A 12,637-nucleotide genomic window follows, 5' to 3' on the forward strand; every position below is an offset into this window, starting at 1 on the left:
CCCCCCCCCCCCCCCCCCCCCCCCCCCCCCCCCCCCCCCCCCCCCCCCCCCCCCCCCCCCCCCCCCCCCCCCCCCCCCCCCCCCCCCCCGCGCCCCCTGACACTGGACGACCTGCTCGGCCTGGAAAGCTTCGGGCGCGTCGCGGTCGACCCGACCGGCGAGCGGGTCCTGGTCGAGATCCGCCGCGCCCAGGCCGACCAACCCCGCTTCGATTTCCACGCCGAGGGGTCGATGCGCTATGCGCACATCTTCACCATCGACGAGGACGGTGGAGTCCTCCAGCCGCTTTTCCCGATGGATGCGGATGCGGGCTACACCCTGGGCGCCGTCTCGCCGAACGGTCGCAGGGCGGCCGTGTTCCGCCTCAAGGGCGCGACCTGGCGCCTCGGCGTGGCGGACCTGCGTTCCGGCGCCGTGTTCTGGACCGGGATCGTCCCCGAAACCGAAGACTGGGGCCGGGCCCTTGAGTGGCGCGACGACGAGCGCCTGGTGGTCGTCGGCGCCGCCGCGAACGACCTGCCGTGGCGGCTGGCCAAGTCCCACAACGCCCAGGCTGGAACCGCCGCCGCGTGGGATGCGGCGGCCCGGGGCGAGGCCGCCGTGGCGATCCACCATAACGCGGCGGACACCGCCGCCTCGTCCCGGACACTGTGGGCGCTCGACGCCGTCACGGGCGAGGCTCGACGCCTGGCGGACGGCGAATTCCTCGACCTTGAGCTTTCCCATGACGGGGATTGGGCCGCGCTGCTGACCAACGGCGCGATGACGCCGCCCCGCGCCGATGCGCCCGTCGCCGGGCCGCAGCGGCGGCGCTATCTGACCCTGGTGGACCTCGACCGTGGGACCGCCGTCCGCCCCCCGGCGGCGGACGACATCTCGCCAGGGCTGCTGAACTGGTCCCCGGTCGCGCCGGAACTGCTGGTCCATGGGGCGGCCGATGGGGACGTCCTGCGCGTCGGCGTCGACGGGCGCGCCACGGTCGTCGACCTCGGCGGCCACCGCGCCGTGACGGACCGCAACTTTTTCCGGCTGGACGTGCCCCGCGCGGGCTGGCTGGGGCGCCGGCCGCTCGTATGGGCGTCGGACGGCCAAGCGGAGCCGGTATGGCGGCTCGCCGCCGCTGGACGCGAAGCCGCCGTGTCCCTGGCGATCCGGGGCCGGATGGTCGCCGCCTCCGCATCCCGCGTGTTTCTCGCGGACGGCGAAACCCTGACGGCGCTGGGGGAAGACCTGTCGACCGAAGCCCTCGGACGCCACGCCGCCCTGCCGAGACCCGACGGCCCCCTGGGCGTGCGCGCCTTCACCGATCCCATGAAGGCGGCCTCGGCGGCCGCCGTCCAGGCGGACGGCCGGCTGTGCCGCATCGCCGCCGCCGACCTGCGCCGCGTCTGCATCGACGAACCGGCCGCGCCCGGCGCGGTCCGCTGGGGGCACGGCGACGTCTATCGCACGACGCGCCGCCCCCACGGCCCGGCCGTGCTTGAACGCGAACACGCCGGCCGAACCGACGCCCTGCACGTCCTGAACCCCCATCTGGCGGAGGTGGACCACGCCGAGCCCGTTCGCGTGGACGCGGGCGTCGGCGGGGGCGGCTGGCTCTATCTTCCGACACGGCCACGCGGGGGCGGCCCTGCGCCCATGGTGGTCATTCCCTACCAGGGGGACGCCCATCCCGCCCCGCCCGACGAAATGGCCCCGGGGGTCGTGAACCTCACGCGCAACGGCCAGCTGCTGACGGCGGAAGGCTATGCGGTGCTGTTCCCCGACCTTCCGGCGACGCCGGAGCCTGCGGACCGCCTGGCGGACCGCATCCTGGCCGTAGTGGACGCAGCGGCCCGCGACGCTCCGGTCGATCCGTCGCGCATCGGCTTGTGGGGCTGGAGCTTCGGCGCCTGGACCTCCCTCATGGCCGCGGCCCAATCGGATCGCTTCGCCGCCGTGGCGGCCCTGAACGGCGCCTATGACTTTCCCAGCGTCATCGGGACCACCCAGTTGTCCGGCCGCGCGGACGGCGGGCTGCCGTCCATGGTGCTCAGCAACGCGGGCTGGCTGGAGGCGGGCCAGGCCGCCATGGGCGTTCCCTACTGGAACGATCGGGACCGGTATCGGCGCAACAGCCCGTTTGACGCCGCCGACCGCATCGCGGCGCCCGTCCTGTTCCTGGTCGGCGATCTGGACATGGGCGTGCCGCAATCCGAGCAGATGTTCGGGGCGCTCTATCGCCTCGGGCGGGACCCGGCGCTGATCTATTTCCTGGGCGAGGAGCACAGCATCCGGGGCCCCGGGAATCTGCGCGTCATGTATGACCATGTCCTCGACTGGTTCGACCGCCACCTCAATCCGGGCGCCGAGACGCCAGGCGGGCGCGCCAGTGGCGCGCCCAGGCCTCGGTGAGCGCCAGGCTGAGGATAGCCCCGTGACCGCCCTTCCAAAGAAGTCGGTCCGGCGTCAGCCGCTCCGACCAGGCCGCCTGGTCGATGCACCCGGCTTCCGCCAAGGCCCCGCCGAGGATGTAGTCTCGCAGGAAGGCCAGGTTGGCGGCCACGGCGCGGCCGTAGAAGGCGCTCAACTCCCCCTTGGAGCGCCGCGCGATCAGTCCGGCCGGAAGACGGTCATGGAAGGCCGCGCGCACGGCGGCCCGGTCCCGACCGCCCCAGGTCAGGTCGACGCTGGACATGGCCAGGCCCAACTCCATGATCGGCTGACTGAGCAGGGGATTGACGCAGGCGCCCGCTCGGCTGCGCACGGCCGGGGCCTGGAACGCCTGGCAGTAGGCCAAGGCGCTGATCTGTAGCGCCTTGGCGGGCGGGACGCCGCCAAGGTCATCCAACCAGGGATGGCTCCAGCCTCGCCGCTCGGCCCGATGCCGGCGCCAGGCGCGCAGCAGGACGTGGGGCCAGGCCGAGGTGCGGGTCCAGCTGGCGACCCGGTGGATCGCGCCGGGTCGCGCCCGGCGCCCCCGCTCAAGCATCTCGTCGAGGGCGATCAAGGGCGTGGCCATCTGGAAGAACACGGCGTCACCCCCCTGCCCCGTCAGGCTCCCGTCCGCGTTCGCCCACGTGATGCGCTGGGCGATGTCGTCATTGTAGGCGGGGTCCAGGTCGTTCAGGGAGGGCCGGAAGGCGCAGGCCGCGCGGTCGAACACCGCCTCGTCGAGATCCAGGCCTGACCGACGCACCTCGGTCAGGCCGGCGCCGAATCCGGCGACGACAGCCCGGGCGTGGCCGCGTTCGTCGCCTTCGGGGTCGTCCACATAGTGATTGACCCAGGCCGCGACCCGCGTCCGCTGCGCATCCGAGAGGGAGGCGGCGACGACGGCGGAGTCCAGGCCGCCACTGACCTCGGCGATCCATCGGTCCTCGCCCGCCAGCGCCTGGACGACGGTCATGACCGTGTCGCGGATCGCTTCGGCCCCGGGCGTGGCGCCCCGGCTGCGATAGATCGCCGCCGGGCGCCATATCTGCCAGCTGAAGGCGCCTTGGGGAGACAGCCTCAGCAACTCCCCCGGGGCCACGGGCAATAGCGGCGGCAGGGCCAGCTCATGGCGGAATTCGCCGGACTGGCGGGCCATGGCGGCGATGCTCGCCCAGTCCAGGGAAAGGTCATCCGGCATCAGCGGGTCCAGGGCGGCGTCCGCGACGCTGGTGATCACCGTCACGCCGCGCTTGCGCCAGGCGACCGCCTCCACGGCGCCGGACGGATCGCGCAGGACCGCTGCGCCCTCGGAGCCACGCCGGACCAGCAGGTAGCGGCCCCAGACAGCGCTGACCACGGCCTTGGCTGCGTCCGGGCCCATGGGACGCGACGCCAGGGACCGGCGTTCATCGCGCCCGAGGCGTCGTCCGCCCTGGTCGAACACCTCGCCCACCAATACGCCGTGGCCATCGAACGCCGGCGACAGCTCAAGCCGTGCGTCGGGCGGCGCGAAGACCCGGATGAAGGGCTCGGCGAGCCGTTGCGTCCATCGCGCCCGGGTCAGGCGACGGCGGACCGGTCCGACTAGCGCATCCAGCGCGCGGGGATCGTCGCCCAGCAGCATGAGGACCGCGCCCGCACTCACATCACACCGCCAGGATGGGGCGATACATGGCCAGGATGTCCGGCGGGTCGGTCAGGCACACTTCGCCCGCTTGGAGCCAGCAATGGGCGAGAAACGGCCATGTGCGCACGCCGAAGACAAGCGCCGCGTCCAGTCCGGCTGCGTTCAGGAAGCGCAGCAGCAGTTCGGCTTGGAACAGGCACTCGCCCGCGAACGGCGCCAGGGGCAGGAGTTGGCGGAACACCCGGACCCGCCGCGCGATGGCGTCGAGGTCCTCCCGCGACCCCCGCCGGGCGCTGAGGCCCGCGGCCAGTCCGCCCACCGTCGGCCGCCGAGGCGCGACCCGCAGCCAGGCGGCGATGAACGCCGCGGTCTCCCCGAAAGTCGGCGCCACGCCTGCGGCCGCCGCGACCCCGATCCTGGGCTGGGGCGGTGTTGTCATTTGCATGTCGGGAGAGACACCGGCGCGCAGCGGCGTCGTGAGGCCCAGGCTCTGAAGCTCGTCAAGGACCATCCGGGGCGCGGCGGCGAGCCGTCCGTTGATCCGAAGGCCCGGCACCCCGGGCACGCAGGCGTAGCTGTCGTCGCGCACGTCCAGGACCACAAGGTCGTCCCGGACCATGACCGCATGGACGTCGGGCGCAAGGACAGCGTCGACGCACGGCGGCGCGGGCCGCCCAGATAGCGGCGGCCCGCTCATGCTCACATCATCCAGCGGCGGCTGGCGTTCAGTTCGGCCATTGGGCCGTGATCCACGGCGCGGGTCAGGACGCGGGCGCGTCCGATCCGCACCAGGCGCAAGGGGGTGCGATAGGGCATGGTCGTCTCCTTGGATTCAGGCGATGCGGTCCGGGCGATCGGGCCGCCCGTTGTCGGGGCGGCCCTTCGCCGTCACCCGCCGCTCGGGATGTCGTAGCGGCGGGTCGCGTTCAGCTCCTCGAACTCGCCCTGGGTGACCGCACGGGTCAGCTTGCGCGCGGCGCCGAAGCGGATCACGCGAGCCGGGGTCTGCGTCTTCATGGTCGTCTCCCTTGTTGAACATCGGCCCTTGGGGCCGACAGCCGACACGGAGCGCCCGTCAGCCCGTCGATTCAAACTGTATTGTCCGTGTATTCGGCGGGCGCCTGGCCGAACCGCCGAAGTCGGACGGCGAGCGACGGCGCGGCGGCCGTCCACCGGGCGTAGTAGGCGCCCAGCCCGCCGGCGGAGTCGTCCGACGTGGGCGCGCCGAGGCGCCGAATGGGCGCCAGACGCCCGGCGATCCGACCATAGCTCTCGGCCAGGGGTTCGCTGACGCAACGGTCCATCAGGGCGGCGATCCAGGCGGCGACCTCGGCGTCGGTGCTGACGCTTGGTTCGGAGACGCCTTCCAGCCGCATTGCCAACTCCACATGGGCCTGCTCCAGTTGGAGCAGGCCGACGATGTCCTCGGTCGGCGTGGACCGCACGAAATAGCCCTGGCCCCGCCGATCCTCGATCAGCCCTTCGCCGCACAGACGGGACAGGGCCTCACGGATCGGACTGGTGCTCAGGCGGAGATCTTGCGCGATGTCCGCGATGGAAAGGTGGTGTCCGGGGGCCAGACCTTCGCCCAGGGCGAGGCGAAGCGCGGCGAGGGCCTGCCCGAACGGATCGCGCGTCCTCATCTCGGCGCGTCCGACTGATCGGCCAGGGCCCGGCGTGCAAAGGCGCGCGCGAATCGGGAACACCCGAACGCGCCCGACCGTAACCTTGACATCATTACAAATCGCCACACGTCGATATACTTCTACCCGCAAGAAGTTTGCGCGACTCCGCAAGCTTACGACCGCAAGTTCACTGGCCGCTTTCATTTGGCGCGTCCGTGGGGCATTTTTCAACTAGGAGGCGTGCGGGTCCTGTGATTCCGACGCCGCCGGAAGCGATGGGGAGAGCCGATCCATGGAGCGCGCCGTCCGCCCGCCCCAGGCGGCGATGCTGTCGACCGTGCTGCGGTCGATCCGCAATGATCGCCGCATGAGGACCGCCGAGGTGGCGCGGGCCATGGGCATGGCCTTGCGGTCCTACGAGCATTTCGAGGCCGGCGGCGGACGGCTGAATCTGGAGCGGATTCACCGCTTCGCCGAGGTCACGGATTCCGACCCCTATGCGATCCTGGCGGCGCTCGACATCGGCTCGCCCGCCTTCGCGCTGCGGTGCGCCGACAACAAGTTCATGACCATCCTGATGGTGGCGCTCCAGGAATTCGACGAAGACGTTGGGGACGGGGTGGCGGAGTTGGACGCACGGCCCATCATCAACACCTTCACCAAGGCCCTGAAGGACCTGGGTGCCCAGGCCGTCCGGCGTGACGGCGCAGCCGACGTCTGGCTGGATGAGCGCCGCCGCCGGCTCACGCCTCCGTTCGACGGCGGCCCCGGGCCCGACAAGGATACACCGTAGGATTTCGGGCGAAGGGTTGCGGGCTGGCGCCGCGTTGGCGGACCGGGTCTCCTGGCCCCCATGCGCCCGTCATCCGCCACCACCGGAACCGCGCGCGGCGACCCGCTCCCGGCCTTGTCCGAGCGTCAGCGCGCCTGCCTCGCCCTGACCGCTGAGGGGATGACTTCGTCCCGGATCGGCGAAGCCCTGGGCCTCTCACCGCGCACGGTGGACGAACATCTCGCCGCGGCCTGCGACGCCCTCGGCGTGCGCACGCGCGTCCAGGCCGTGGCCATACTCGCCGGGGCCGAACGCCGGACGCCTGAGCCGCGCAGTTTCCTACCGTAGATCGACGGGCGCGAGGCCGCGGGTCGCGCACGAGCGCCCCGAAGGTCTTTGCTGAGGCTTTCCATGGAGAGCCGCCGTGCTTGACCTCGCTCTTGTCCTGGCCCTCGCCGAAAGCTGCGCGCCGCGCGCGGCCCCGGCGACCCTCGCCGCCGTCGCCTACGCCGAGAGCCGCTTCAACCCCTTGGCCATCGGCGTCAATCGCGGCCCACGGCCGACCAGGCAGGCGCGCGACCGCGCGGACGCCGCCCGGATCGCCGCCGACCTGTTGTCGCGCGGGGCCAACCTCGACCTCGGCCTGGCCCAGATCAACAGCGACAACCTCGACTGGCTGGGCCTCAGCATCGCGGACGCCTTCGACCCCTGCCGCAGCCTGGCGGCGGCCGCCACGGTGCTGGAAGCAGGCTACCGGCCCGCCGGATCGAGCGCCGCCGACCGCCAGGCGGCCCTGCGCATCGCCCTGTCCCGCTACAACACCGGCCACCCGGAGCGGGGATTCCGCAATGGCTATGTGGCGCGGGTCGAGGACGCCGCGGTCCGATTGTCGCTGGCGCCCGCGCCACCGCACCCCCTGACGGCGGCCGTCGAACCGCCCGACGGCGGCCCGGCGCGACTGACCGCCGAGCCGGCGCCCGCGCCGTGGGACGTGTTCGCGCGCGCCCGTGCGAGCCGCGTTCTCACCTTCTCATCCGACCCCATCGGGAGCTCCATGCCATGACCTTGACCGCCTCGTCCCGGCGCCGCTGGGCCGCCGCCGCGATCGCCGCCGCCACGACCCTCGTGGCCGCCGGACCCGCCTTCGCCTCCGCCAATGTGGAAGGCCTGCTCCAGAACGTGGTCGGCATGCTGACCGGCAATACGGCGCGGCTCCTGGCGGTGTTGGCGGTGGTGGTGGTCGGCATCCTGTGGATGTTCGGCCTGTTCGACCTGCGCCGCGCCGCCATTGTGGTCCTGGGCATCATCGTGGTGTTCGGCGCGGCTGAGATCGTCAACCTCATCACCGGGGGCGGCTGATGTCCGCCCTCGCCCTCACCGCCGCGCTCCTCGGCGCCGCCCTGGTCCTCATGGCGCTCCGCCGGCTCATCGCGCCGGAGCGTTTCGCCCAGGCGCTCGCGGGCCTGACGATCGGCGCCGGGTTCGTCCAGGCGGCGGGAGGCGGGCATGGCTGACGAGCGCCTGATCGAGGACCCGCTGTTCCTCGCCTGCACCCGGCCGGCCATGGTGATGGGCGTGCCGATGGAGGCCGTGGGCGTCAACGTCATCCTGTCGGGGATCGTCTTCCTCGTCGGCGGCAGCCTGCTCTATCTGCTCGTCGCCCCGGCGCTGCATCTGGTGTTCCGCGCCATCTGCAAGGCGGACCACAACGCCTTCCGGCTGCTGTTCGTCTATGTCGACACCAAGGGCCGGGCGCGCAACGGCGCGACCTGGGGCGGCTCCTCGCCGACCCCTCTGCCGCTGGTGCGCCGCCTCACGGCCGGAGGCCTGCGTCATGGCTGACGGCGCGGTTCCCCTGCGGCGCCTGAAGCGCGAGCCGGAGGTTCGCGGCGCGCTGCCCTACGCCCGTCACGTCACCGATGAGATCGTGGCGCTCGACAGCGGCGCCCTGATGCTGAGCCTGAAGCTGGACGGCGTCAGCTTCGAGACGGCCGACGCGCGCGACCTGAACGACTGGCACGTCAAGCTGAACCAGGCCTGGCGCAACCTCGCCGACGACCGTCTGGCGATCTGGCACCATGTCGTGCGCCGCCCCATCCAACTCGCGCCGGCTGAGGGCCACGCCTCGGCCTTCGCCCGCGAGCTGTCGGCCGACTATGACGCCCGGCTCGCGGCGCGGCGCCTGTTCGTCAATGAGCTCTATGTCTCCCTGGTGCTGCATCCGGGCCGCGAGGCCGGCGAGCGCGCCGGCGCCCTGATGCGGCGGCTGCGCGCCGCCCGGCGCGGCGGCGCCGAGGTCGATGCGGCCCTGCTGCGCCGGCTGGAGGACGCCGCGCGCGACCTCGTCCAGTTCCTCGGCCGCTACGGCCCGCGCCGCCTCACCCTCTATGAACACGGCGGGCTGTGGTTCTCCGAGCCGCTGGAGATGATCCGGCTGATCCTGACCGGCCGGGCCGAGCGGGTTCCGCTGACCTGCGGCCACCTGGGCGACGCCGCCTATGCGTCGCGGGTCATCTTCGGCCGCGAGGCCCTGGAGCTGCGCGACGTCGCCGACACCCGCTTCGCCGGCGTCCTGGCGATCAAGGAATATCCGTCCGTCACCCGGCCGGGCCTGTGGGACGGCCTGCTCGACGCCCGCTTCCCCTTCGTCGTCGCCCAGTCCTTCGCCTTCCTGTCCAAGCCCGCCGCCCGCGCGGTGATGGAGCGCAAGCAGAACCAGATGGTCTCCGCGCGCGACCGCGCGGCCTCGCAGATCGACGGGCTGAACGCGGCGCTGGACGATCTGGTCTCGAACCGCTTCGTGCTGGGCGAACACCACGCCTCGGTGCTGGTCTATGGCGACGATCCGGCAGCCCTAGCCGATCACCTCGCCAAGGCGCGGGGCGTCCTGGCCGATTCCGGCCTCGTGGTCGCGCGCGAGGATCTGGGGCTGGAGGCCGCCTTCTGGGCTCAGTTTCCCGGCAATTTCACCAGGCGCACCCGACCCGCCGCCGTCACCTCGCGCAATTTCGCCGCCCTGGCCCCTTTCCACGCCCATCCGGTCGGGCGGCGGAGCGGCAATCACTGGGGCGAGGCCCTGGCGGTGCTGCGGACCACGGCCGCCTCGCCCTTCTATCTGAACCTGCACATCGGCGACCTCGGCCACACCTTCATCTGCGGCCCGTCCGGGTCGGGCAAGACCGTGGTGCAGAACTTCATCCTGGCCCAGTTGGAACGGTTCGGCGTCCAGCAGTTGTTCATCGACAAGGATCGCGGCGCCGAAATCTTCGTGCGCGCCTCGGGCGGGGACTATCTGGCGCTGAAAGCCGGCGAGCCGACCGGCTTCGCCCCGTTCAAGGCGCTCAAGCCGTCGCCGTCCAACCGGGCCTTCCTCGCGCGACTGGTCCGCGCCCTGGTGGACCGGCCCGGCGAAACCCTCACCGTGGCTCAGGTCCGCGCCATCGACGAGGGCGTGCGCGCCCTGGAGGCGCTGCCGACCCCTCAGCGTTCGCTGTCCGCGCTCCGGAGCCTGCTCGGCCAGGGCGACGCGGGCGGGATCGGCGCCCGGCTGGAACGCTGGGCCCAGGGCGGGCCGCTCGGCTGGGTGCTGGACAATCCGGAAGACCAGGTCGCGCTGGACGCCCGGCTGGTCGGCTTCGACATCACCACCATTCTGGACGACGCCGAGGTGCGCGCCCCGGTCATGCTCTATCTGCTGCACCGGATCGGCGAGCGGGTGGACGGCCGCCGTCTGGTGCTGGACATCGACGAGTTCTGGAAGGCCCTGGGCGACCCGGCCTTCACCGATCTGGCCCGCGATGGGCTCAAGACCTGGCGCAAGCAGAACGCGGTGATGGTGTTCGGCACCCAGTCGCCGTCCGACGCCCTGGCTTCGCCGATCGCCCCGGCCATCCTCGAACAGTGCGCCACCAAGATCTTCCTGCCGAACGCCCACGGCCAGGCCCGCGACTATGTCGACGGCTTCGGCCTGACCCAGACCGAATTCCGCCTGATCCGCGATGAGCTGACCCCGGAATCGCATCGCTTCCTCATCAAGCAGGGTCACGCCAGCGTGGTGGTGGAGCTGGACCTGTCCGGCCTGGACGACGCCCTGGCGGTCCTGTCCGGCCGGGCCGAGACCGTCGCCCTTCTCGACCGCCTGAGGGCCGAGCATGGCGACGCCTACGCGCACTGGCGCGACGCCTTCCACCAGCAAAGGAGACTCCCATGATCCGCCGTTTCGTCGGCGCGGCCACAGCGGCCGCCGCCCTCCTGCTCGCCACCGGCGCCGCACAGGCGCAACAGATCGTCCACGATCCCACGTCCTACGCCCAGCTGGTGCGCGAGGCCCAGACCGCGCTCCAGCAACTGGAGCAACTGCGCGAGCAGGTCCGTCAGGGCGAGCAGCTGTTCGACAGCCTGAACGACATCTCCGACGTCAACGCCCTGGCGCGCGAGCTCGGCCTGCCCGAGGTGCGTAATCCGCTCCCCGACCTCCGGTCGCTGCGGGCGGCGGGCGACGGCGATCTGTCGGCGCTTGGCGCCCTGGCCGCCCGAGCCGACGCCATCCGCGCCGAGACCCGCGTCTATACACCCCCGGCCGGCGACGTCCCCGAGGTGGACCGCTATTACCGCGAGGCGTTGGAACGCTCCGGCGCCCGCACCGCCCGCGACCTGGCCGTGGGCGAGGCCGTCGGCGCCGCCGCCGACCAGCGGCTGGCCGGGCTCGAAGCCTTGCGCCAGGCGCTCGACACGGCGCCCAGCGCCCGCGCGGTGATGGACCTGGACGCGCGCCTCGCCGCCGAACAGGCGCTGATCCAGAACGAACAGGTGCGGCTGCAAGGCCTGGCCCTGACCCAGGCGGCCGAAGCGCGGTTGGAGGAACAGCGCGCCCGTGAGCGCGCCGTCGCCGCCCGGGACGCCCGCCTGTCCACCTACCGGGAGGCGATCCAGTGAGAGCCGTTCTTCCGGCTCTCGCGGTCTTGGCCGTCGCCGCCTGTTCCGACGACGGCGGCTCGGTCGACTCTTTCGCCGCCGATCGCAAGGCGGCGGAGGCGGCCGTGGCGGAGTGCGACGCCGGGCGCCGGACGCGCAGCTGCGACGCCGCGCGCGAGGGCCTGGCCGAGGCCAGACGCCGCGACCGCGAAGACCTCTACCGCCAGGCCCATTGAGGAAATCGGCGCCATGAGCTTCCGCGTCTTCGAGCCCAGCTACGTCTTCATCGACGACCGCCTGAACGTCTTTCTGGGCGATCGGCTGTCATCGGTGATCGCCGTGGTCGAAGGCCCGCTGCGCGTGGCGCTGGTCCTCTATGTGCTGCTCTACGGCTACGCGATTCTCCGGGGCGCGATCTCCGAGCCGGTGATGGACTTCGCGGTCCGCTCGGTGAAGCTGGCCTTCCTCTACGCCCTGGCGACCACGGCGGCCTATTCCAGCTTCGTCACCCAGCCCCTGTTCGTCGACCTGCCCAACGCCCTGACCCAGGCGGTCAGCGGCTCGGGGGGGCCCAATGTCGGCGCGGCCTTCGACCAGTTCCTCGCCTATGCGGGCTATCTCAGCGAGACCATCGCACGGGAAGGCTCGGCCTTCGACCTGGCGCCCTATCTCGTCGCCGCCGCCGTGCTGGTCATCGGGGCGCTGGCCTGCGCCATCGGCTTCGGCATCGTCATGGTGGCCAAGCTGGCCCTGGCGCTGCTGGTCACGCTCGGGCCGATCTTCATCGCCGCCGCCCTGTTCGACGCCACGCGCCGCTATTTCTTCGGCTGGCTCAGCCAGGCGGTGAACTACCTCGTCCTGTTCGCCCTCATCATCACCATCTTCCAGCTGATCCTGGCCCTGGTGCGCGACCAGTGGGGCGCGATCGAAGGTCAGGATCCGATGGTGGGCGGGCTGATCTTCATCGCCCTGTGCCTGCTCGGCGCGATCTTCTTCCTCCAGACCCCGGCCATCGCCGCGGGCGTGGCGGGCGGCGCCAGCGCCGGCCTTGCCGACTTCGCCAACGCCGCCGCCCTCGGCCCCAGCCGCTCCGGACGCGCCGCCGGTCCCGTCGAAGCGGGCCGGGCGCCGCCGCGCGGCGGCGGCTCCATCCGACCTCAAGGACGCTGACCCATGCGCTCGCCTCTTCTCCTCGCCGCCCTCCTGCCGCTCGTCGGCGGCTGCGCCAGCCTGACGGCGGACCGTCCGCCGGTCTGCGACGGTCAGGCCCGCCGCCCCGCCAAC

General features: G+C 72.2%; 15 protein-coding genes. 11 read left to right on the forward strand and 4 right to left on the reverse strand.

The annotated features are described in order from the left end of the window. Positions 1-231: 231 nt before the first annotated feature. Positions 232-2,394, forward strand: a complete 2,163-nt coding sequence (locus tag ACK4E3_RS02655) for an alpha/beta hydrolase family protein (RefSeq protein WP_409695962.1) — start codon at positions 232-234, stop codon at positions 2,392-2,394. On the opposite strand, the gene ACK4E3_RS02660 is transcribed toward ACK4E3_RS02655, so the two are convergent. From ACK4E3_RS02660 to ACK4E3_RS02675, 4 genes are all read right to left on the reverse strand, one after another. Continuing rightward, entirely contained in the window at positions 2,336-4,039 is a 1,704-nt protein-coding gene (locus ACK4E3_RS02660; protein ID WP_409695965.1) for an asparagine synthase-related protein, read from the reverse strand. The genes ACK4E3_RS02655 and ACK4E3_RS02660 overlap by 59 nt on opposite strands. A gap of 22 nt (positions 4,040-4,061) precedes the next feature. Continuing rightward, positions 4,062-4,739, reverse strand: coding sequence for a lasso peptide biosynthesis B2 protein (locus tag ACK4E3_RS02665; RefSeq protein ID WP_409695968.1), 678 nt, complete (start codon positions 4,737-4,739; stop codon positions 4,062-4,064). Positions 4,740-4,930: 191 nt separating this feature from the next. Then, the gene (locus tag ACK4E3_RS02670) at positions 4,931-5,059 is read right to left on the reverse strand and encodes a hypothetical protein (RefSeq protein ID WP_409695971.1); all 129 of its coding nucleotides are present in this window, start codon (positions 5,057-5,059) and stop codon (positions 4,931-4,933) included. A gap of 71 nt (positions 5,060-5,130) precedes the next feature. After that, positions 5,131-5,685 carry a GntR family transcriptional regulator gene (locus ACK4E3_RS02675; RefSeq protein ID WP_409695974.1) on the reverse strand — a complete coding sequence of 185 codons (555 nt, stop codon included), beginning with the start codon at positions 5,683-5,685 and terminating at the stop codon, positions 5,131-5,133. A 274-nt stretch (positions 5,686-5,959) separates the two neighbouring features. Between ACK4E3_RS02675 and ACK4E3_RS02680 the strand changes: the two genes are divergently transcribed. The 10 genes from ACK4E3_RS02680 to ACK4E3_RS02725 all read left to right on the forward strand — a co-directional run bounded on the left by ACK4E3_RS02680 (position 5,960) and on the right by ACK4E3_RS02725 (position 12,523). Beyond that, complete coding sequence (locus ACK4E3_RS02680; RefSeq protein WP_409695977.1) at positions 5,960-6,460, forward strand: helix-turn-helix domain-containing protein; 501 nt, start codon at positions 5,960-5,962, stop codon at positions 6,458-6,460. A gap of 60 nt (positions 6,461-6,520) precedes the next feature. Continuing rightward, on the forward strand, positions 6,521-6,787 hold the full coding sequence (locus ACK4E3_RS02685) for a helix-turn-helix domain-containing protein (protein ID WP_409695980.1): 267 nt from the start codon (positions 6,521-6,523) through the stop codon (positions 6,785-6,787). Between the two features lie 76 nt (positions 6,788-6,863). Continuing rightward, positions 6,864-7,502, forward strand: coding sequence for a lytic transglycosylase domain-containing protein (locus tag ACK4E3_RS02690; protein WP_409695983.1), 639 nt, complete (start codon positions 6,864-6,866; stop codon positions 7,500-7,502). Continuing rightward, a complete protein-coding gene (locus ACK4E3_RS02695) occupies positions 7,499-7,798 on the forward strand; it encodes a TrbC/VirB2 family protein (protein ID WP_409695986.1) in 300 nt (99 codons plus the stop codon). Before ACK4E3_RS02690 ends, ACK4E3_RS02695 begins: the two co-directional genes overlap by 4 nt. Further along, positions 7,798-7,953 carry a hypothetical protein gene (locus ACK4E3_RS02700; RefSeq protein ID WP_409695989.1) on the forward strand — a complete coding sequence of 52 codons (156 nt, stop codon included), beginning with the start codon at positions 7,798-7,800 and terminating at the stop codon, positions 7,951-7,953. The genes ACK4E3_RS02695 and ACK4E3_RS02700 overlap by 1 nt, the downstream gene beginning before the upstream one ends. After that, entirely contained in the window at positions 7,946-8,281 is a 336-nt protein-coding gene (locus tag ACK4E3_RS02705; protein WP_409695992.1) for a type IV secretion system protein VirB3, read from the forward strand. The genes ACK4E3_RS02700 and ACK4E3_RS02705 overlap by 8 nt, the downstream gene beginning before the upstream one ends. Then, positions 8,274-10,649 (forward strand): VirB4 family type IV secretion/conjugal transfer ATPase, encoded by a 2,376-nt coding sequence (locus tag ACK4E3_RS02710; RefSeq protein ID WP_409695995.1) that lies wholly within the window; start codon positions 8,274-8,276, stop codon positions 10,647-10,649. Before ACK4E3_RS02705 ends, ACK4E3_RS02710 begins: the two co-directional genes overlap by 8 nt. Further along, on the forward strand, positions 10,646-11,374 hold the full coding sequence (locus ACK4E3_RS02715) for a type IV secretion system protein (RefSeq protein ID WP_409695998.1): 729 nt from the start codon (positions 10,646-10,648) through the stop codon (positions 11,372-11,374). Before ACK4E3_RS02710 ends, ACK4E3_RS02715 begins: the two co-directional genes overlap by 4 nt. A gap of 26 nt (positions 11,375-11,400) precedes the next feature. Then, positions 11,401-11,589: a hypothetical protein gene (locus tag ACK4E3_RS02720; RefSeq protein ID WP_409696001.1), complete on the forward strand. Its 189-nt coding sequence runs from the start codon at positions 11,401-11,403 to the stop codon at positions 11,587-11,589. 13 nt (positions 11,590-11,602) lie between these two features. Continuing rightward, entirely contained in the window at positions 11,603-12,523 is a 921-nt protein-coding gene (locus tag ACK4E3_RS02725; protein ID WP_409696003.1) for a type IV secretion system protein, read from the forward strand. The last annotated feature ends 114 nt before the right edge of the window (positions 12,524-12,637 follow it).

The sequence above is a fragment of the Brevundimonas sp. genome, assembly GCF_046299595.1.
Classification (GTDB): Bacteria; Pseudomonadota; Alphaproteobacteria; order Caulobacterales; family Caulobacteraceae; genus Brevundimonas.

Bases quoted from the DNA above. Each gene is read 5' to 3' on its own strand.
- ACK4E3_RS02700 (WP_409695989.1), top strand. From the start codon at position 7,798: ATGTCCGCCCTCGCCCTCACCGCCGCGCTCCTCGGCGCCGCCCTGGTC.
- ACK4E3_RS02695 (WP_409695986.1), top strand. From the start codon at position 7,499: ATGACCTTGACCGCCTCGTCCCGGCGCCGCTGGGCCGCCGCCGCGATC.
- ACK4E3_RS02675 (WP_409695974.1), bottom strand. From the start codon at position 5,685: ATGAGGACGCGCGATCCGTTCGGGCAGGCCCTCGCCGCGCTTCGCCTC.
- ACK4E3_RS02670 (WP_409695971.1), bottom strand. From the start codon at position 5,059: ATGAAGACGCAGACCCCGGCTCGCGTGATCCGCTTCGGCGCCGCGCGC.
- ACK4E3_RS02660 (WP_409695965.1), bottom strand. From the start codon at position 4,039: ATGCTGCTGGGCGACGATCCCCGCGCGCTGGATGCGCTAGTCGGACCG.
- ACK4E3_RS02680 (WP_409695977.1), top strand. From the start codon at position 5,960: ATGGAGCGCGCCGTCCGCCCGCCCCAGGCGGCGATGCTGTCGACCGTG.
- ACK4E3_RS02715 (WP_409695998.1), top strand. From the start codon at position 10,646: ATGATCCGCCGTTTCGTCGGCGCGGCCACAGCGGCCGCCGCCCTCCTG.
- ACK4E3_RS02705 (WP_409695992.1), top strand. From the start codon at position 7,946: ATGGCTGACGAGCGCCTGATCGAGGACCCGCTGTTCCTCGCCTGCACC.
- ACK4E3_RS02685 (WP_409695980.1), top strand. From the start codon at position 6,521: ATGCGCCCGTCATCCGCCACCACCGGAACCGCGCGCGGCGACCCGCTC.
- ACK4E3_RS02665 (WP_409695968.1), bottom strand. From the start codon at position 4,739: ATGAGCGGGCCGCCGCTATCTGGGCGGCCCGCGCCGCCGTGCGTCGAC.
- ACK4E3_RS02655 (WP_409695962.1), top strand. From the start codon at position 232: ATGCGCTATGCGCACATCTTCACCATCGACGAGGACGGTGGAGTCCTC.
- ACK4E3_RS02710 (WP_409695995.1), top strand. From the start codon at position 8,274: ATGGCTGACGGCGCGGTTCCCCTGCGGCGCCTGAAGCGCGAGCCGGAG.
- ACK4E3_RS02725 (WP_409696003.1), top strand. From the start codon at position 11,603: ATGAGCTTCCGCGTCTTCGAGCCCAGCTACGTCTTCATCGACGACCGC.